The following is a 19,723-nucleotide window of genomic DNA, read 5'->3' as shown; positions in this document are numbered from 1 at the left end:
CGCAACTGCATTGCTTGTGTCCACCGCGATAGTCGCCCCCGCGCACGCCCAGGCCGTCCCCGCTGCCTCGATCGTGCTGGTCGACATGGAAGACGTCATCAACAGCTGCAATGCGGGCAAGGGCGCGCAGACTCAGCTTCAGGCCCAGGCAAATGCTCTCCAGTCGCGCGTGCAACAACTGCGTACCGGCTTCGACGGCGAAGAGCAGGCGCTGCAGAAGGCGGTCGACGGCAAGACCATGACGCAGCCGCAGATCGAGGCGAAGGCCAAGGACCTCCAGACCCGTGAGGCCGCCGCCCAGAACGAGATCGGCACCAAGCAGCGTCAGCTCCAGCTCAACCAGCAATATGTGGTGAAGCAGATCAACGATGCGGCGCAGCCGATCATCACCGCGATCATGAAGGAGAAGGGCGCAAACATCGCGCTCGCGCGGGGCGCGACCCTGCAGGCTTCGGATGCGCTGGACATCACCAATCTGGTGACGACGCGCCTCAACTCCGCGCTGCCCAGCGTCCAGGTCAACGCGCCGGCGCAGCCTGCTGCTCCGGCCGCCAAGTCCCAAGGCCGGTGAGCGAAACCACCGCGGCGGCCACCGCCATCGGCCCGCTGGACATCCGGCGGGTGATGGCGGCGTTGCCGCATCGTTTTCCGATGCTGCTGGTGGATCGCGTCGAAACGCTGATTCCGAACCAGTCGATCGTCGCGATCAAGGCGGTTTCGGTCAACGAACCCTTTTTCGCCGGCCATTTCCCGGATCGGCCGATCATGCCGGGCGTGCTGATCGTGGAGGCGCTGGCGCAGGCTGCCGGCGTGCTCGCGGTGGAATCGCTTGGCCTGTCGGGCACCGGCAAGCTGGTCTATTTCCTCGGCATCGAGAATGCGAAATTCCGCAATCCGGTGGAACCGGGCGTGCTGCTTCACCTTGAGGTGGAGTTCGTCCAGAAGCGTTCGAGCGTCTGCAAATTCGCCGGTCGCGCACTGATCGCGGGCAAGGTCGCGGCGGAATGCAATTTCACCGCGATGATCGCGGATCCTCCAGCCGCCTGAGCTCTTCGCGGCGATAGGCTGCGAGATCATCAGGCGTATTGATATTGGCCAGGGCGCGCGGTGGATCGACTCGTCGCGCGCCCGCCTTTTCGATCAACCCTTGCATCGATCTGTCGGCGCTTTGATCGAGATGTGCGATCAACAGCGGACGGAGTCGCACGTCCCACAGACCGACCAGCGGTTGGCCGCGCAACACAGAGGAAGCCGGCGACAGGCGCTGGATAAGATCGTCCGGCAGGTCCGGCAGGTCGCATCCGCTGGTCAGCACCGCATCATACCCTTCCGTCGCCGCATGGACGAGCGCTCCCGCGAGCGCGCCGAGCGGACCGAGCCCGTGCCGCGGCTGATCGGCAATCGCGGCGAGCCCCTGCCATTGCCGACCGACAACCACCAGTGCATCGCATTGCGGCGCGAGCTGCGCAGCGACGTGGTCCAGCATGGCGATGCCGTCGATCTCGACCGCCGCCTTGTCGCTGCCGAAACGACGCGCCTGGCCACCGGCGAAGATCGCACCCAATATGCTCATGCTATCACCCATCCGTCGCCGGATCTAGCGATGCCGAACGTTTCGGCCAAGATCCGGTCGGAGAGGGCAGTCTCAGGCGGTCCGTCAGCCACGATCCGTCCTCCCGCGATCACCAGGATACGGGCGGCATGCGCCCGTGCCAGGTCGAGATCATGCACCGTCGCGAGCACGGCCGCGCCACGGCGCGCTTCGGCTTTAACGATATCGAGCACGCGCAGCTGCCAGAGCGGATCGAGATTGGCCACAGGTTCGTCGAGCAGCAGTGCAGACGGTGCGTTGATCAGCGCGCGCGCCAGCAGAATGCGTGCCCGTTCGCCTGTGGAGAGGCGATCCACCCTGCGATCGCCGAACGCGCCTGCCCCCACGCGCTCCAGCATCGCGGCGATGGCTTCTTTCGAGGGATCGATCTGACCGAGCGCGATGAGATCCCGCGCGGTGAGCGGCCAATCCATATCGCGGCTTGCCGGCAGATAACCGAGATGCCGCGCACGGTTCGCCGGTCCGAGCGTGCCCACGTCGAAGCCATCGATCCGGCATGCACCGCGTGCCGCACCGATCCTGGCCATGCCGCGCAGAAGGGTTGTCTTTCCTGCGCCGTTCGGGCCGACGAGCAGCGTCAGCTCGCCCGCGCGCAAGGCGATGTCGGTCGGCCCGAGGCGGCCGGGCAGGGCGATGCCGGTTGCCGACAGCCGGATCACGATCGGATGTCCCAACGCATTCGCGCAACCAGCCACAGGAAGAAGGGCGCCCCCAGCATCGCCGTGACCACCCCGATCGGCAATATCCGGCCCTCCGGCGCGGCCCGAACGAGAAGGTCGGCCGTAGTCAGCAGCAGAGCGCCTATCAATGCCGCCGGGCCGATCGCGCGGCCAGGATGCCCGCGCGTCAGCCGCCGTGCAAAGACGGGGGCGACCAGCCCTATGAACCCTACCGCGCCACAGATCGCAACGCTCGCTCCGATACCGACGGCCACGGTGACGATCACCCGCCGTTGCAAAGTGCGAAGATCATAGCCCATCGACGCCGCAGCCTCCTCGCCGAGCGCCAGCGTGTCGAGCGCGCGCGCGTCGCGCCTCAACAGGATGAGAGACAGCAGGATCGGCGCGATCGCAAAGAGCGCCTGGTTCCGGCTGCGGTCGACCAGAGAACCCATCAACCAGTCATAGGCATCGTAAAAGGCGAAAGGCGAAGGCGCGAGCGCCAGAGACAAGGTGGTCAGCGCGCTTGTCACCGCGCTGATCGCGATGCCGGCGAGCAACAGGGTTGCGGTTTCGGCATGCGATCCGGCGAGGCTGAGCAGCAGCACAAGCGCGAGCAGCGCGCCGATCACGCCTCCCGTCGCCAGGCCGAAGGGGCCGGCAAAACCGAACAGATAGCCGGTGACGACCGCTCCCAGTGCGGCTCCGCCGCTCGCGCCGGTAATGTCGGGCGATGCCAGCGGATTGGCGAAGAGTGCCTGAATCGCGGCACCGGCGCCGCCCAGCATTGCGCCGTAGAAGAGTGCCAGCGCCGTGCGCGGCAGGCGAATCTCGATCGCTATCGTCGTAGCCAGCGAAGGATCGCTGGCGATGAGGCGCGGCAGTCCTTCGAACGGGAGCAGCAGGGACGCCCCGGCAGCGAACAGCAGGGCAATTATGATCGCCACGAACCAGACCCGCGGCATCACCGGTTGAGTGTCCTGAGGCGAAGGATTTCGGGAAGCAGGGAGGGGCCCATGCAGGTCCAGCGGCGCCCATCTGTCGTGATGGTCCGCGTGCGCGGCATCGTCCGCAGCGCGGGATGGGACAGCCAGGCGCCCTCGCGGGAGGTTTCGCCGGCACGATAGGTGCTGCGCACCAGCAATTGCGGAGGATGGCGCAACAGCGCCTCGACGCCGATCCGGTCGCCGGGCAGGGCCTGCTGGCGGATGCCTGCCAGCCGGAGCCATTGTGCGCCCAGGCCAGTGGCAGACAGACTGCGTCCTCCGCCGGAGAGAAAGATCGCTTCCCGGCTTTGGCGCGGTGTGCTGCGACGAACCGCCGCGATCTGCGCGATCAGCCGAATGCCACGCGCCGGCTGCCCCAGCGCGGCAGCGAGCTGGCGGATGCCTGCTTCGAGATCGTCGAGCGAAAGCGGATAGGGCAGATCGACGATGCGCGCGCCGATTGCCCGCGCCAGCGTCGCCCGGTCGCGCGGGCCCCCGCCGGTCGAGACGATCAGATCGGGCTTGAGGGCGGCGACGGACAGCATGCTGCCGTCATTGCTGGCATGCCGCCGCGCAATCCGCCATAGGGCTGACTCCCGCGGATCGTGCGAAAGATAGCTGAGCGAGGCGATCTGGCCGGGATCGGCGAGCAGCAGCACCATGTCGTCGGTGCACAGGTTGAGCGATACCACGCGACGCGGCCCGGCAAATGCAGGATGCGCGGCAAGAAGCGCAGCGAACCCCATGGCAAAACGAAGGAATTTTCGCGTTGTCCTGAAGTTCACCACTTGCATCGCGGGTTTCAGATCCCGATGCGCTTATTCGCCCAGCCGCACGCGCAAGCCGCCATAGACGGTGCGACCGAGCGTCCGGTATCCGACCACGTCCTGATAATGGCTGTCGAAGGCATTTTCGATCCTGCCGAATATCTCGAGATTGCTGCTGATGGCATAGGCGATCCGCCCACCGGCCAGCACATAGTCCTTCAGTTCCACCGGCTGATAGATATCAAAATCAATGTCGCGGCGCTTGCCGACATAACTCAGCGAGCCGCCCAGGCTGAAGGGCCCCTTGATCCAGTCGGCATAGAGGTTGGCGCTATGCTTGGGCCGCCGCACCTCGCGCACCTTGCTGCCGTCGCGCGCATCGAGGTAGGTGTAGTTGGCGTTGAGCCGCAAACCGGCGATCGGACGCCATTCGCCCGAAAGCTCGAAGCCGCGCCGGCGGCTTTTACCCGGATCGTTCACATAGGTGTAGGGATAGGGGATGGTCGGGGTCGCCGGCAGGCCGGTATAGACGATCTCGTCGCGCAGCGCGTTGGAGAAGCCGGTCAGCTCCAGCGACGCGGTGTGGCCCGCCCAGCGCAGGCCAGCCTCGAAACCGCGCGATTTCTCGGGGGTCAGAGCGGGATTGCCCAGGAAGCCGGTGTCGCGGCCATAACCGAACAGCTCCGCGAAGCCCGGCTGGGAAATGCCTTCGCTATAGCCGCCGACGATGCCGATTGCCGGGGTCACATGCAGGATCGCATGGGCGCGGACGGTGGTCGCATCCTTGAAGCGATTGAAGGCATCATGGCGCAGTGCGACGTCGGTCGACAGGAGCGAGCCCCATTCACCCAGCCATTCGCCCAGCAGGGCGGTGCGACCACGGCTATAATCGACGTCGCTGGCGCTGCCATATTGCCGGTCGCGCGTGGCATAATGCTCGTCCTCGCGATCGATGCGGGCGATCAGCGTCTGCCGGTTGGAACCAAAGGCAAAACGATGGACGATTTGCCCGCCGATCCGCGTGCGCCGGCCGATGCTGTCGTTGGTATGGACATCGCCGTCATAGTTGCGGTTGGTGCTGTCCAGATATTGCGCGTCGATCTGGCCGCTCCAGGCAGCGTCCGGCCCCAGGCCCAGCCGCGCCCAGCTGCGCAGCGCATAGGTTTCCGCGGTCGAGCTTTCCGCCGTATCACCGCGCAGATAATAAGGCGGCGGCGTGCCGTCGAACTCGTCATGATGATGAATATAGTGGCCGACGATGCCGATCTCGCCGTCGCTGCCCGGCCGGGCGACCGCCTTGAGGCTTGCCGAATAGGATTTGAAGCCGTCCTTGTCGCCCGTGCCGCCTCCCAAAATGTCGATGCCGTCGGATCGGGCAAAGGACCCCGTCGCCGAAATGCCGACCTTGTCGCCGCCGGACGCGATCGCGGCGGAGGTCCGCGCGAAATCATGGCTGCCATATTCGGCGGAGGCGGTGGCACGCAGCGCGCCGAATGGGTCGGGCGTGTCGAGTGCGATCACACCGCCCAGCGCCTCGGATCCGTAGATCGCCGATTGCGGCCCGCGGATCACCTCGATCCGGCCCAGCCCGTCGGCGGCAAAGGTTTCGAAGCGCGGCTGGTCGTCGGAGGCGAGGTCGTTGAAATCGATCCCGTCTATATAGACGAGCGTGTGATTGGCCTCTGCACCGCGGATACGGATCTGGGTCAGCGCTCCCATGTCGCCGGAAGTCGCGACCGACACGCCTGGGGCGAGGCGGATCAGGTCGAGCGCGAAGGGCGCACCGCGCGAGCGGATCTGCTGCTGATCGAAGACCGTCACCGATGCCGGCACATCGACCTGGCTGACAGGAACCAGCGCCGCGGTCACCACGATCGTGTCCGGGCTGTCGCTGGCGGGCGAGGCGGCCGCAGCTGCGGCGGCAAGCAGGATGAGGCTGTTCATTCTTCGTCTCCCTGGGAACCTGTTGGTGTCGCCACGGAGGACCGGCGCATGATCTGCCGCTCCACGCGCTGACGGCTGATCCCGGCCGGGCGCGGACGACAGCGAGGGCAGGTTCCTGACTTCACGGCCTGAGGGCCGCTTACAGTTGCGGGCACAGCGCCGGATTTTCACCGGCTTCCCTTTTCACCGCTCCCCCGCCGCACCGTCGTGCATCGTGAGCGGCACCTTCGCCTGCGCGGGCCGCTAGGAGAGGGGATGCGCCCTTGTCAAGCCGGGCTATGGGCGGTAAGGGCGCGCCTTCGCATTCCCGGCTGGTCGGAAACCAGCCCCTGAGGAGCTAGGCCGTGAAGAAAGACATTCATCCAGATTATCACATGATCAAGGTGCAGATGACCGACGGCACCGTCTACGAGACCCGCTCGACCTGGGGTTCGGAAGGCGAGACGCTGCTGCTCGACATCGATCCGCTGGCGCATCCGGCCTGGACGGGCGGCAAGTCCACCCTCCTCGATACCGGCGGCCAGGTGGCGCGCTTCAACAAGCGCTTCGGCGGCCTTACGCTCGGCAAGAAATAAGCTTCCTGCCTTTACCAATCGTTTGACGCCGGGCCGGCCTCTGCCGGTCCGGCGTCATGCGGTTTGGAGCGGCCAGGCGAAAGCACGACCGTTCCAGAGCGTGCGCAATCCGGCCGGTTCGGACCATCGCCTTTATGATATTGTGATTTTCGAACGGGCGGGTGCGTCCACCTGCCTCGAAACCGCCCTAGTGGTCTGACCGGAACGGATGCATCCGCATCCGTTTCGGAAAATCAGACCACTTATCCAGGGTTTAGCTGCCCATGTTCCGGAAGGCCTGGATCATTCCGGCTGCAACGGAAAGAGCGATCTCAGCCGAACCCAACGCCCCGATGGCGATGCCCGCCGGCCCGTCGATACGGCCAAGCTGATCCTCCGCGACGCCGGCCTGGCGCAGACGATCGAGCCGTGCGGCGTGGCTGCGGCGCGATCCCAGGGCCGCGATATAGGCAGCCGGGGTCGAAAGGGCGGCGATCAGCGCGGGGTCGTCAATCTTGGGATCGTGGCTGAGCGTCACGATCGCACTCGCCGAATCCGGTCCATGCGCTTCGATCGCGTCGTCCGGCCAGCGATCGTCGAGCTGCGTGTCGGGAAAACGCTCCGTGGTCAGGAAACGGGCCCGCGGATCGATCAGCACTGGCACCACATCCAGTTCCCGTGCGATCCGAACCAGCGATTGAGCGATCTGCACGGCGCCAACGACGAACAGCCGGCGTGGCGGCTGATAACGACGGACGAACCGCTCGTCGCCAACCTCGGCGCCCTCGCGCGTACGCCCCGAGAGCAGATCGGTCGTAAGCGATGTCCACAGGCCCGCCGCCCGGCGCTCCGCAACCTGCTCCAGCAGGGCTGGCGGGAAGCCATCCTCGCTCAGCGGTTGCACGATCAGCGCGATTTCGCCGCCACATGGCAGGCCCACTTCCCAGGCCGACGCGTCGCTCACGCCATAGCGCAATCGGCGGGGCTTGCCGTCGGCGATGGTTTGCCCTGCTGCCATCAGCACTTCGCCTTCCACGCAGCCACCGGACACCGATCCTTCGAAACGGCCATCCGCATGGACGAGCATGTGGCTGCCTCGCGGGCGGGGCGCCGAACCCCAGGTATTGATGACGGTTGCGATTGCCATGGGCGATGGAGACCAGGCCCGCATGCTGTCGATCAGTCGGTCGAATTCGTTCATGGCGGCGATTAGGGGGTAGAGCGCCGCGAAATCAACGGTCTGACCCGCATTTCATTGTCGCGGCGCTACCGGTTCCTGTAGAAATGGCGGAATGCCGATTCAATTTTTCCGCCGCATAGCGCCCTTTCTCTTCTGGGGGGCACTTCTCTTCGCCTATGTCTGTGCGATCATGCCGGCGAAGGAGGCGCCGACCTTCTCGAGTTCCGACAAGGTCGAACATATGGTCGCGTTCTTCACGCTCGCGGCGCTGGCGGCTTTCGCCTTTCCCCGTGCGACCGCGCTGCGCATCGGCCTGTGGCTTGCCTTTTTCGGTGCCTTCATCGAATTCAGCCAGGCGATCCCCTTCCTGCATCGCGATGCCAGTGTCTATGATTGGGTTGCCGATGTGGTCGCGCTGACGGTCGGGTTGGCCGTCGTCAATCCCGCCCGTCGCATCGGGCTGACCTGACTCCAGCCTCTGCCGTGATCGCGTCGCCCGCATTTCCTTGGCGGCATGCCGCGGCTAAGGAGGCTGTGGGGAGGCAGGCACATGACGCATTCGGAACGCGGACAGCGCATTTCGCGGATCATTCTTTCGATCGGATTGACCCTCCTGGGGCTGTGGATCGCGCGGGGCTTTCTCCCGGCACTGATCTGGGCGGTGGTGATCGCGATCGCGATCATGCCGCTCTATGCCCGGGCCGAAAGGCGCTGGCCGCCCGGCAAGCATAATCTGCTGCTCCCCAGCCTGTTCACGCTGGGAATAGGCCTGCTCATCCTCGTTCCAATCGCGATCGCCGCTTTCCAGGCGGCGAGCGAAATACGGGACGTTTCAGGCTGGATACAGAATGCGGCGCAGAATGGCGTGCCGGTACCGCAGTGGATCTATCATCTGCCCTTCGCCTCGGCGCAGGCTGCGGCCTGGTGGCAGGCCAATCTCGCCACTCCGCAGGCGACGAGCGATCATCTCCATCATCTGAACAGCCAGATGCTGATCGCCCACAGCCGTACCATCGGCAGCAGTATCGCGCGGCGGGCGGTGATCTTCGCCTTCACCCTGTTTGCCCTGTTCTTCCTGCTGCGCGACCGGACGTTGCTGACCCGGCAGATGTTGACCGCCAGCGAACGGATCTTCGGTCCTTCGGGCGAAAGGATCGGGCTGCAGATGGTCCTGTCTGTCCGCGGCACGATCGATGGCCTCGTGCTGGTGGGAATAGGAGAGGGGATCGTGATCGCCATCGCCTATTTCGTGCTCGGCGTGCCGCATCCCGTGCTGTTCGGCGCGCTCACCGCCGTCGCGGCGATGATCCCATTCGGCGCTCCGCTGCTATTCTGCGTCGCGGCGCTGCTGCTGCTCATCCAGGATGCGATGGGCTCGGCAATCGCCCTTGTCGTGTTCGGTTTTGCGGTGGTGTTCGTGGCCGATCATTTCATCCGGCCGGCGCTGATCGGAGGTGCGACCCGGCTGCCGTTCCTCTGGGTGCTGATCGGTATTCTCGGCGGCGTCGAGACCTTCGGCCTGCTTGGTCTGTTCATAGGTCCAGCCACCATGGCCGCACTTGTCCTGCTCTGGCGCGAACTGGTCAACGGCGGGCCCAAATCGGCAGACGCCGGGGTTCCCATCGACACGCCCTGATCCCGCGCCGTCCTTGCCCTCCCACTCGAAACGGCTCCGCCGCCGGAGCAGGAACGCTCCGACGGCTTCGCCAATGCGAGAAGTCAGCTTGTGCGATGCATAGCAAGACCACCCCGAATACGGGATCCGGGGTGGTCGGGAGATTTCAGAGGATGAAGTCGGACGCGGTCAACGGTGTCGAGGTCGAGACCACGATCGAAAAGTCCGCCACTGCATCGCCATTCACATCGGCCTGGACGAGGAAGCCGTTCGCGATCGCCGTCGTGGTCAGCTGGCCCGCAACATGCGAGAAGCTGTTGACGAAGGTGAAGGCGTCATTGCCCCCACCGGTGATCGCGTCGATCGCGGACAGATCGATCTTGTCGCCCTGAGCCGAACTGAAGTCGATGATCTTGTCCGCAGTCGCCTGGGTCGCGCCGCTGTCCTGCAGCGTGTCGAAGACGAAGAGATCAGCGCCAGCTTCGCCGCGGAGCTGATCGAGGCCGGTTCCACCATGGATCACATCGTTGCCAGCGCCGCCGTAAATGCTGTCGTTGCCGCCGCCGCCGTAGATCGTGTCAGCCCCCCCGCGACCATTGATGCGATTGTCGAAGTTGTTGCCGGTAAGGGTCAACCCCGTGTCGACCGAGGCGGTCAGCGTCTCGATGGACATAGTGTCGGTCAACTTATAGCTGATCGAAGTGACGACGGTGTCATTGCCCTCTCCCGAGGCTTCCTGGACGATGTCGTTCAGACTATCGACCCGATAGGTGTCGTTGCCTAGACCGCCCACCATCGTGTCGTTGCCGGCATTGCCGTCGAGCGTGTCGTTGCCTGCGCCGCCGTAGAGAATGTCGGTGCCGTTGCCGCCTGCCAGCGAATCGTCACCGTCATTGCCGAACAGCGTATCGTTGCCGTCATCGCCACGGATGGTGTCGGCTCCGTTCCCTCCTTCGATATGATCGGTACCGAGACCGCCGTAAATGGTATCGTTGCCGTCCATTCCCATCAGCGTATCGTCGCCGCCCAAGCCGTCGATGCGATTATCAAGCAGATTGCCTACCAGCGTGAGGTCCGCATTCGACCGCGCGCTGAGCTGCTCGATGCTCATGGCGTCCGACAGCGTGTAGTTGCCATATGCCAGGACGGTATCGTAGCCTTGGCCCGCCAGCTCGATGATAGTGTCGTTCTGGCCTTCGACAGTATATTGGTCGTCGCCCAGTCCGCCCTGCAGCGTGTCATTGCCGGCACCGCCGTCCAGCTTGTCGTTGCCGTCATTGCCGAGCAGCAAGTCGTTGCCGATACCGCCATAGACCGTATCGTCGCCGGAGCCGCCGTAGAGCTGGTCGTTGCCTTCGTCACCATTAACGGTGTCATTGCCGTCGCCGCCGTAAACTACGTCGTCGCCGGCCTTGCCGGACAGAACATCCATCCCAGCCATGCCGGAGATGGTATCGGCTCCGGCTGCCCCCTCGATACGATTGTCGAAGCTGTTGCCGGTCAGCGACACGCCGGTGTTCACGTTGGCGCGCAGGGTTTCGACGTAGATGCCCTCGGCCAGCGTGTAGCTGACATTGGCGAGCACCGTGTCATTGCCCTGATTGACACCTTCCTCGATAGTATCGCCGGCATTGTCGACGACATAGGTATCGTCGCCGATGCCGCCGCGCAGGATGTCGGCGCCCGCGCCGCCTTCCAGCCGGTCGTTGCCGTCGCCGCCTTCCAGCGTGTCCGTCCCGGCGCCGCCATAAAGGGTGTCGTTGCCGGCAAGGCCTCGCAGCGTATCGTCGCCGGCCGCTCCGTAGATGGTGTTGCCAAGACTGTTCCCGGTGAGGGTGATACCCGTGTCGACACTGGCCATCAGCCGCTCGACATAGACGCCCTCCGCCAAGGTGTAACTGACCGACGCCTGGACGGTGTCGGTACCCTGACCGTTGAGCTCGACGATGGTGTCGCCGGCATTGTCGACGAAATAAGTGTCGTCGCCAACGCCGCCGGTGAGCGTGTCGATACCGGCGCCGCCATCGAGCGTGTCGTTGCCTGTACCGCCGTCGATCGTGTCGTTTCCGTCTTCGCCACGCAGGACATCGTTGCCGTTTCCGCCATAGACGATGTCGTTTCCAGCACCGGCAAAGACGCTGTCGTTGCCGTCCATGCCGCTGATCGTGTCGGCGCCGGCGCGGCCATCGATGCGGTTGTCGAAGCTGTTGCCGGTGAGGATCAGGCCGGCATCGGACGTTGCAGCGAGACGCTCGACCGATACGCCTTCCGCCAGCGTATAATTCACGCTGGTCTGGGCGATGTCATTGCCTTCTCCCAGTGCCTCGACGATGGTGTCGCCGGCATTGTCAATCGTATAGACGTCGTCGCCGGCGCCGCCGCGCATCACGTCTGCGCCGGTGCCGCCGTTCAGGCGATCATTGCCTGCACCGCCTTCCAGCGTGTCGATGCCGTCGCCGCCGTTGAGATTGTCGTTGCCGTCGCCGCCATAGAGGGTGTCGCCGCCGGCATTGCCATTCAGCGTGTCGTTTCCGGCCATGCCGTACAGCGTGTCGTCGCCGGCGGCCCCGGAGATGGTGTTGTCAAATTCGTTGCCGGTCAGTGTCACGCCGGTGTTCACCGTCGCGATCATCTGCTCGACCTGCACACCCGCTCCGAGCGTGTAGCTTACCGACGTGCGCACGACGTCGGTACCGCCGCCGGCACCTTCCACGATCGTATCGCCGGCATCATCGACATAGTAGGTATCGTTGCCGGCACCACCCGTCATCGTATCGGCACCCGTGCCGCCGTCGATCGTATCGTTGCCGTTGCCACCGTCGATCGTATCGTTGCCGGCGCCGCCGAAAAGCTGGTCATCGCCGTCGAGACCGCTGATCGTGTCCGCGCCGCCGCCGCCGGTAATGCGGTTGTTGAGTTCGTTGCCGGTCAGGATCAGGCCGGCATCCGAATTGGCCGTGAGCTGTTCGATTTCCGATCCGGAGCCGAGCGTATAATTGATCGACGTGACCACCGTATCGGTGCCGCCACCGGCCGCTTCCTGGACTACGTCACTGGCGCTATCGACATAATAGGTGTCGTTTCCGGCGCCACCGACCATCGTATCGATGCCGGCACCGCCATTCAGAACGTCATTGCCGTCACCGCCATAGAGCGTGTCGTTGCCATCATTGCCGTTCAGCGTGTCATCCCCGGCGAGGCCGCTGATCGTATCGTTTCCGGCTGCGCCATCGATCTGGTTGTCGAGGCTGTTGCCGACCAGCACCATGCCGGCATTGTTGGTGCCTTTCAGATTTTCGATCGAGTCGCCGTCGGTGAGGGTGTAATCGATAGAGGTTTGGATGGTGTCGGTGCCCTCACCGGGATTTTCGTTCACGACGTCGCTGGCGTTGTCGACGACATAGGTGTCGTCGCCCGTCCCGCCGGTCATCACGTCCGCGCCCGTTCCGCCGTCCAGCAGGTCGTTGCCGGCATTGCCATTCAGCGTATCGGTGCCGGCACCGCCATAGAGCTGGTCATTGCCGTCACCGCCATTGAGCGTGTCGTTGCCGTCATTGCCGTTCAGCGTGTCGTTGCCGCCCGCGCCGTTCAGCGTATCGTCGCCGGCCGCACCGGAAATGGTGTTGTCGGAGTCGTTGCCGGTGAGTGTCTGGCCGGCATTGTTGGTGCCGATCAGCGTCTCGATCGACTGGTTGTTGGCCAGCGTATAGTCGATCGAGGTCTGGATGGTGTCGTTGCCCTGTCCCGGTGCTTCGTTCACGACATCGCCGGCATTGTCGACGATATAGGTGTCGTCGCCCGCGCCGCCGGTCATGACGTCAGCGCCCGTCCCGCCATCGAGCAGGTCGTTGCCGTCATTGCCGTTCAGCGTGTCGTTGCCGGCTCCGCCATGCAGCTGGTCGTCGCCATCGCCGCCATTGAGGGTGTCGTTGCCGTCATTGCCATTCAGCGTGTCGTTGCCGCCCGCGCCGTTCAGCGTATCATTCCCCGCGGCACCGGAGATGATGTTGTCGGAGTCGTTGCCCGTCAGTGTCTGGCCGACATTGTTGGTGCCGATCAGCGTCTCGATCGATTGGTTGTTGGTCAACGTATAGTCGATCGAGGTCTGGATGGTGTCATTGCCTTCACCCGGCGCCTCGTTCACCACATCGCCGGCATTGTCGACGATATAGGTGTCGTCGCCCGCGCCGCCGGTCATCACGTCGGCGCCCGTCCCGCCGTCGAGCAAATCGTTGCCGTCATTGCCGTTCAGCGTGTCGCTGCCCGCGCCGCCATAAAGCTGATCGTCACCAGCGCCGCCGTTCAGAATGTCGTCGCCGTCATTGCCGTTGAGGACTTCGGTTCCGTCACCGCCGTAGAGGGTGTCGCTGCCGTTCCCGCCGCTGAGCGTGTCATTGCCCGCCTCGCCATAGAGGGTGTCGTCACCGTCCATGCCGTTCAGGATGTCGTCGCCATTGCCGCCATAGAGCGTGTCGTTGCCGCCAGCGCCGTTCAGCGTGTCGTTGCCGTCGCCGCCATAGATTGTGGTGGTGTCGTTGGACGGCGCCGTGATCACATCGTCGCCGGGCGTGCCCGTGAGCGTGGGCATCTCGTCGACATTGCTCACCGAGATGGTGAAGTTCTGATCGGTGAATAGCCCATATTGATCGGTTGCGCGAACCGTGATCTGCTCGCTCGTCGCCGTCTCGTAATCGAGTTGCGAGCCATCCGCGACGGTGATCACGCCGGTGTTCGGATCGATTGCAAAGGCGCCGCCGGCATTGTTGGTCAGCGTATAGGTGATCGTTCCGCCGTCCGCGTCATGGGCGGTCACCGTGCCGACGACGGTGCCGTTCGCCGAATTCTCCGGGATCGTCGATCCGTTCAAGGTCACTATATCGGGTGCGGAGTCGATCGCGAGATGCTGGGTGACGATCTGCGTGTTGCCGCCGACGCCCGGCGTCTGCCACGACACCGCCAGCGTGCCGTCGGCCAGCACGGTGATCGACGGGTTGAGTTGGTTGCCCGCGGTGGCGGTGTTGATCCGCGTCTCACTGCCGATCGCGTTGCCGCTGGCGTCGAACGCCTGCACGACGATCGAGGTGCCCGACGTATCGCCGAGGGTGCCGCTGCTGTCTTCCCACGCCGCGACGAAGCCGCCGCCTGCCGTGGCCGCGATCGACACGTCGCCCTGGACGCCGGTGGTGACGCTGCCCAGTGTGAACTCGACGCCAACCTTCACGCCCGCGGCGGTGTAGATCTGCGCCTTGAGATCGCCGCTATTGGCCGGATCTGTCCAGCTCACGACGAAATTGCCGTTGGTCAGCGCGCTGATCTCCGGCTGGGTTTGGCTGCCCGCGGTCGTCGTATTGACGCGGAACTCGCTGCCGACCTTGTTGCCGCTCGAATCGAAGATCTGCGCAGCGATGGCGCTGCCGCTATTTTCGCCGAGGCCGTTGCTGCTGTCTTCCCAGGCGACGACGAAACCGCCGCCGGAGAGACCGGTGACCACCGAATTGGTTTGCAGCCCGTTGGTGATCGTGTTGACCGCGAACTGGTCGCCGATCTTGGTCCCGCCCGACGAGATGATCTGCGCCTGGAGATTGGTTTCGCCCAACAACGGCGTATTGTTCCAGACGACGACATAGTTGCTATTCGACAACGCGGCGACCGAGCCATTTTCCTGATCGCCGACCAGAATACCAAGCAGGCCACCATTGGCTGAAAAATTGGAGCCGACGGGCACGCCATTCGCGTCATATATCTGGGTGATCACATTGTTGCCGGTAAGGCCCAGCAATGCCGGATCGGTCCAGGTGATGGCGAAGCCGCCGTTGCTGAGCGCGGTGATCGCCGGCTCGCTCTGGCTGGCGATCTGACCACCTACGATAGATGGCGGGTTGGCCGTTATTTCATTGCCCACCGGATTGCCGTTCGCGTCGTACACGCGAAGGCTGATCTCGGTCCCGCCGAGCCCGAGAAGGGATGGGTTATAGTCCTGCCACGTGACGACATAGCCGCCTCCGGTGAGGCCGACGATATCTGGTTCGGTCTGGTTGCCCGTCGTCGTCGTGCTGGTCACGGACTCCGAACCGATCTTAACGATTTCCGCCACAATCGCTCTCCTTGCACGTAAAAAGCCTAGAAATGCAGGACAGATTTGGCGTGGCGGCTTGTTGGCTCCTTTTCGAACATGGTTAAGAAATATCGATCCCTCCGTTCCGGATCGGTGGATCCGAAGCGCGTGTCGCTCGTTGCGACCGCGCCATGCCATGGCGATTCGCCGAGCGTTACGGCGAAGACAGGCCTGTTCCATGAAGCAGCGCTCGCGATGCGGCAGCGCACGCTGCGCGATCCGCATATCGTTGCGTGCTCCAGTTCCGGCTATGCGACTGCCAGCAGCGGGAGCCCTTATGTCTCAGGCTGCGGGGTGAATGCCGCGTTTTTGATGGCGATCGGATTTTTCACAGGTCGAACGAGCCGTGTACTGCCGGCTCGCGATCCGACAGGAGTGGGAAGGGGGATTGCTCGACGTGGAATAGGTGCTGCCGGATCAGAGCGCCCTGAGCGCAAACCAGAGCAGCGTGCTGACGATCATCGCCGCGGCCACCTCGATCTCGAAGCGGCGGGTCGGTTCCAGTGGGGCCTTTTTCATGACGAGTCGATCCTTCGGATGAATGCGATCCGCATCCATAAAGGGTTCGCCATGCCTGCCTGTGGCGGCCGTCACAGGCCGCCTGCCAGCAATCCTTAGCCGGCCGAACTCAGGTCACTGCGCCGGCCGCCTGCGCTCGGAGCCCACTTCATCGACGAACCCTCGCACCAGGGATCGCGACAGATCGGTGAGTTGCAGCAGTTTGCGCCGTGAATCCCGGGGATCGGGATAGCGGATCACCATGCCGGACCCGATCAGACTGTCGATGGACCGTAAAGCGGATGTGCTGGGCACCCGCGCCGCAATGCAGGCATCGCCCACGGAAACCGACCGGTGATCCTGCTCATTGATATATAGGTCCATCAGGATGCTGAGTTCGGGTGCGCTCGTGGCAGCACAGTCCGCCCAATAATTGTTCGCCACGTCGAAGAAGCGAAGGATTCCCTCGGCGACCGGACGTCTTTCCGGATCGTCATCGGCTACCATCGCATGCTGTCTGTTGTGCCGATATTGGTCTTCGCAAGGCCGGGCTTGTGGCTGCGCGAAGACGGGATGATCGAGCGCCGCTCGCAGCTCATATTCCTTACGCCGTTTGCTGTACGCCATGTTACGCTTACGCCCCTCTCCGGTGCGACATGGACATGCGACACGTTAATTCGCACCCATGCCAGGATGAACTATGTTCTGAATATTTTGTCACGGAGACGCCCCCCCTTTGCCAAGAGGCATCCGTGTCCAATTTGGACCATTCCGGCTGCGCTTCAAATAATCCTAAACGACTGACAGTAGTGTGAAAAACGGAGTAGCTGTGCACCCATCGCCCGCGTCGCCTGCAAGGCCATCAGTCGGCCTTGGCTCGAGTAAAGCACAGCAAAGGCAGGTTCCTTCACCCATTCATCGAGCATATCCCAGCACGCCAACTTTTCCGAATTAAATCAATGGTTGGGATGGCTTTATTAAGAAAAGCCAATTTGATTTTTATTGCGGCATCGTAGATTGGTCCGCGATGGCATTCTGCCCGTCGCGTCGCCGTGAGGGCTCGGTGACCAGGTCGTCGCCGGCTGCATGGGTGAAAGGCATCATCGCTCAAAACCGGCAGCGCTGTGGAATGGAAGTCGAGGCAGCGTCGTAATTTGTGTGATGACGGTGGTTAATCCTGTCGCAGGAATTTCGTGGCCCGACGGGAAAATTGTGGGAGACACTTGTGCCGGAATTCTCGTCGGTGACAGACGCTGTGAATGCGTTGACGGCACAATGGCCACGCGTGAGGGTCATCCGATCACAGGATCACATCCTCGTTACGGACAACGATGAAATACTATATGACGGCCCGGACTGGGGCCTGCTGTTCTTTATCCAGACCCTTCAGGGCATGACCGCCGAAGAAGAGGGGCGCTCCGATGAGCTGCCGTCGCAGCGTGATCGTGCCCGGCCTGAACCAGGCGCCTCCAAACCCACTTGAGGAGGTGGAGGTCTGGCGGATGGGGTGGGATTCGAACCCACGGTGGGCGTGAACCCACGGCGGTTTTCAAGACCGCTGCCTTAAACCACTCGGCCACCCATCCGTCCGGCACGCCTTATCCCCGCCGCGCTCTTTCGTGCAAGCGGCGCGACGAAGGGGATTCACCTTGTCGTGCCGCTATGGCACTCTACCGCAAAGAAGGGGTGTATATGCGTATCCTGTTTTTGGCCGCCGCTGCGATCGTCACGGCCATGCTGCCCTCCAGCGCGATTGACGGCGAGCGCACTGCGTCCGCCCAGAGCGACAGTTTCCAGCCAAATGCAGATGCGGGTTTTCAAGCCTTTCTCTATGGCCTGCGTCCGCGCGCGATCGCCGAAGGGGTGCGGCCCGCCACGCTCGATGCGGTTCTCCCCACGCTCACCTTCAACCAGCGCGTGATCGATCTCGATCGCAGCCAGCCGGGTGGTCCGCCCACCGGACCGGCGGCGGCCGTCCCGAATTTCGCGCCATATTTCGCCAAGCACGTCGATGCCGACCGCATTGCGCGAGGCCGCGCCAAATATCAGGCGTTGCGACCACTGCTGGGCCGGATCGAGGCGCAGACCGGCGTTCCCGAATCGATCATGATCGCCATCTGGGGAAATGAAACCAATTACGGCAGCTTTACCGGGGATTTCGATCTGCTCCGGTCGCTCGCCTCGCTTGCCTATGAGGGGCGACGGCGGGAGTTGTTCACCGAGGAGTTCATCGCCACGCTGAAGCTGCTCGATCGCGGCATCCCGCGCGAGCGGCTCAAGGGCAGCTGGGCCGGCGCTACCGGCTATCCGCAATTCCTGCCGAGCATGTACATCCGGCTCGGCATGGATGGCGATGGCGACGGCAAGGCCGACATCTGGACGAGCCAGGCCGATGCGCTCGCCTCCATCGCCAACTATTTCGTCAATGCCGGCTGGAAGCCCAACGTACCCTGGGGCGTCACCGCCAGCGTGCCCGCCGGCTTCAACCGCGATGCCGTGAAGCCGCTGATCGTCTCGCCGCGGTGCCCGCGCGTCCATGCTCGCCATTCGCGCTGGCTGAGCGTCGCCGAATGGCGGGCTCTCGGCGTGATCCCGACCGGCGCTGCGCGCATTTCGGACAATGAGCAAGCGAGCCTGATCGAGCCGGACGGGCCGGGCGCCACCGCCTATCTGCTGACCACCAACTATCGCTCGATCCTCGATTATAATTGCTCGAATTTCTACGCGCTGTCGGTCGGGCTGCTCGCCAATGCCGTCTCGCGCTGAACGGGTGTCGAACGGGGCGGGGCGGGGCCAGGCGCCGCGCCCCTGGATCGCCGGGGCGGTGGCGCTGCTGCTCGCCTCCTGCGCCGGGGGGCCGCACCATATGCAAAGCGCCGGCAACTCGCGCCCGCATCGCCCGAGCGGGCCGGTTTCCGATACGCCGGTGAAGGTGGGCCGCCCCTATCAGGTGCAGGGCCGCTGGTATTATCCCGCCGACATACGCGATTATGACGAGGTAGGTCTCGCATCCTGGTACGGCCCGGGCTTCCACACCGGCGCCACCGCCAATGGCGAATATTATGATTCGAACTGGATCAGCGCCGCGCACAAGACGCTGCCCTTGCCCTGCTATGTCGAGGTCACAGCGCTCGATACCGGCCGTACGATATTGGTCCGCATCAACGATCGGGGCCCATTCGTCGCCGATCGGGTCATCGACCTGTCGCTGGGGGCGGCGCGCCTGCTCGGCATCGAGCGCAAGGGGTTGAGCCGCGTGCGCGTGCGGCGTGTCGAGCCGAGCGCCAACGATCGGCTGGCGCTGCGGACTGGCAAGCCCGCCGTGATGCGGCCGAATGCTTCCCCTTCCGAATTGGCATCGCTCAACGCAAGGCTGAACGCACGGCCCGCTATATTGGCGACCGCGGCTTCGGCTGCGACACCGTCTTATCGGCCGGCACCAGTGCCGACGCGCCAGCCTGTCATGCCGCCGGCGGTCATTCCCTACGCTCCGATGCCCGCCGGGCCTGCCGCCGCAAGCGCGTCAGTGTCACCGGTGCCGCCTCTCCCAATGGCTACCGCCAGCCTTTTCGTCCAGGTCGCGGTGCTCAGCGATCAGGCCCGCGCCGAGGGGCTTGCAACAGCGCTGTCGGTCTATGGATCGAGCCGCATCGAGCCAACGGGGCCGCTCTGGCGCGTGCGCATGGGGCCGTACATAGATGAAAGCTCCGCGGAAGCGGCGCTGGCGCGCATTCAGGGTCAGGGCTATCAGGACGCCAGGATCGTCCGAAATTGAGGGAAGGGTGCGTTTCCA

16 protein-coding genes, 1 tRNA gene and 1 riboswitch are annotated in these 19,723 nt (G+C 64.0%); of the genes, 8 read left to right on the top strand and 9 right to left on the bottom strand.

The window, feature by feature from the left end:
- Nucleotides 1-16 precede the first annotated feature (16 nt).
- Nucleotides 17-571: an OmpH family outer membrane protein gene (locus tag GQY20_RS11690; protein WP_157217237.1), complete on the top strand. Its 555-nt coding sequence runs from the start codon at nt 17-19 to the stop codon at nt 569-571.
- A gap of 53 nt (nt 572-624) precedes the next feature.
- A complete protein-coding gene (fabZ, locus tag GQY20_RS11685) occupies nt 625-1,047 on the top strand; it encodes a 3-hydroxyacyl-ACP dehydratase FabZ (RefSeq protein ID WP_408641087.1) in 423 nt (140 codons plus the stop codon).
- On the opposite strand, the gene mobA is transcribed toward fabZ, so the two are convergent.
- The 5 genes from mobA to GQY20_RS11660 all read right to left on the bottom strand — a co-directional run bounded on the left by mobA (nt 1,013) and on the right by GQY20_RS11660 (nt 5,968).
- Nucleotides 1,013-1,573 carry a molybdenum cofactor guanylyltransferase gene (gene mobA, locus GQY20_RS11680; RefSeq protein ID WP_157217235.1) on the bottom strand — a complete coding sequence of 187 codons (561 nt, stop codon included), beginning with the start codon at nt 1,571-1,573 and terminating at the stop codon, nt 1,013-1,015. The genes fabZ and mobA overlap by 35 nt on opposite strands.
- Nucleotides 1,570-2,271, bottom strand: a complete 702-nt coding sequence (locus tag GQY20_RS11675; protein WP_157217234.1) for an ABC transporter ATP-binding protein — start codon at nt 2,269-2,271, stop codon at nt 1,570-1,572. Before GQY20_RS11675 ends, mobA begins: the two co-directional genes overlap by 4 nt.
- A complete protein-coding gene (locus GQY20_RS11670) occupies nt 2,268-3,236 on the bottom strand; it encodes a FecCD family ABC transporter permease (protein ID WP_157217354.1) in 969 nt (322 codons plus the stop codon). Before GQY20_RS11670 ends, GQY20_RS11675 begins: the two co-directional genes overlap by 4 nt.
- Entirely contained in the window at nt 3,236-3,949 is a 714-nt protein-coding gene (locus tag GQY20_RS11665) for an ABC transporter substrate-binding protein (protein ID WP_198350923.1), read from the bottom strand. Before GQY20_RS11665 ends, GQY20_RS11670 begins: the two co-directional genes overlap by 1 nt.
- A gap of 126 nt (nt 3,950-4,075) precedes the next feature.
- A complete protein-coding gene (locus GQY20_RS11660) occupies nt 4,076-5,968 on the bottom strand; it encodes a TonB-dependent receptor plug domain-containing protein (RefSeq protein ID WP_157217232.1) in 1,893 nt (630 codons plus the stop codon).
- 89 nt (nt 5,969-6,057) lie between these two features.
- Nucleotides 6,058-6,207: riboswitch (cobalamin riboswitch) on the bottom strand.
- 105 nt (nt 6,208-6,312) lie between these two features.
- Between GQY20_RS11660 and rpmE the strand changes: the two genes are divergently transcribed.
- Nucleotides 6,313-6,543 (top strand): 50S ribosomal protein L31, encoded by a 231-nt coding sequence (rpmE, locus tag GQY20_RS11655; RefSeq protein WP_157217231.1) that lies wholly within the window; start codon nt 6,313-6,315, stop codon nt 6,541-6,543.
- Between the two features lie 253 nt (nt 6,544-6,796).
- Here the strand turns inward: rpmE and GQY20_RS11650 are convergent, their stop codons facing one another.
- Nucleotides 6,797-7,723, bottom strand: coding sequence for an XdhC family protein (locus GQY20_RS11650; RefSeq protein WP_157217230.1), 927 nt, complete (start codon nt 7,721-7,723; stop codon nt 6,797-6,799).
- 91 nt (nt 7,724-7,814) lie between these two features.
- Between GQY20_RS11650 and GQY20_RS11645 the strand changes: the two genes are divergently transcribed.
- Together GQY20_RS11645 and GQY20_RS11640 are read left to right on the top strand one after the other, a co-directional pair.
- On the top strand, nt 7,815-8,171 hold the full coding sequence (locus tag GQY20_RS11645) for a VanZ family protein (protein WP_157217229.1): 357 nt from the start codon (nt 7,815-7,817) through the stop codon (nt 8,169-8,171).
- A gap of 81 nt (nt 8,172-8,252) precedes the next feature.
- Nucleotides 8,253-9,338 carry an AI-2E family transporter gene (locus tag GQY20_RS11640; RefSeq protein ID WP_157217228.1) on the top strand — a complete coding sequence of 362 codons (1,086 nt, stop codon included), beginning with the start codon at nt 8,253-8,255 and terminating at the stop codon, nt 9,336-9,338.
- 145 nt (nt 9,339-9,483) lie between these two features.
- On the opposite strand, the gene GQY20_RS32540 is transcribed toward GQY20_RS11640, so the two are convergent.
- Together GQY20_RS32540 and GQY20_RS11630 are read right to left on the bottom strand one after the other, a co-directional pair.
- Entirely contained in the window at nt 9,484-15,411 is a 5,928-nt protein-coding gene (locus tag GQY20_RS32540; protein ID WP_269769733.1) for a cadherin domain-containing protein, read from the bottom strand.
- Between the two features lie 654 nt (nt 15,412-16,065).
- On the bottom strand, nt 16,066-16,557 hold the full coding sequence (locus GQY20_RS11630) for a helix-turn-helix domain-containing protein (protein ID WP_157217226.1): 492 nt from the start codon (nt 16,555-16,557) through the stop codon (nt 16,066-16,068).
- A gap of 598 nt (nt 16,558-17,155) precedes the next feature.
- On the opposite strand from GQY20_RS11630, the gene GQY20_RS11625 reads away from it, so the two are divergent.
- On the top strand, nt 17,156-17,413 hold the full coding sequence (locus GQY20_RS11625) for a hypothetical protein (RefSeq protein ID WP_157217225.1): 258 nt from the start codon (nt 17,156-17,158) through the stop codon (nt 17,411-17,413).
- A 13-nt stretch (nt 17,414-17,426) separates the two neighbouring features.
- Here the strand turns inward: GQY20_RS11625 and GQY20_RS11620 are convergent.
- Nucleotides 17,427-17,516 (bottom strand) — tRNA-Ser (locus tag GQY20_RS11620).
- 106 nt (nt 17,517-17,622) lie between these two features.
- On the opposite strand from GQY20_RS11620, the gene GQY20_RS11615 reads away from it, so the two are divergent.
- A complete protein-coding gene (locus GQY20_RS11615; RefSeq protein ID WP_157217224.1) occupies nt 17,623-18,696 on the top strand; it encodes a lytic murein transglycosylase in 1,074 nt (357 codons plus the stop codon).
- Entirely contained in the window at nt 18,680-19,705 is a 1,026-nt protein-coding gene (locus tag GQY20_RS11610) for a septal ring lytic transglycosylase RlpA family protein (RefSeq protein ID WP_157217223.1), read from the top strand. Before GQY20_RS11615 ends, GQY20_RS11610 begins: the two co-directional genes overlap by 17 nt.
- Nucleotides 19,706-19,723: the final 18 nt, after the last annotated feature.

It is taken from the genome of Flavisphingomonas formosensis, from assembly GCF_009755815.1.
GTDB lineage: Bacteria > Pseudomonadota > Alphaproteobacteria > Sphingomonadales > Sphingomonadaceae > Flavisphingomonas > Flavisphingomonas formosensis.
The sequence above is the reverse complement of the archived record's forward strand: the minus strand, read 5'-3'. Positions and strand labels throughout refer to the sequence as shown.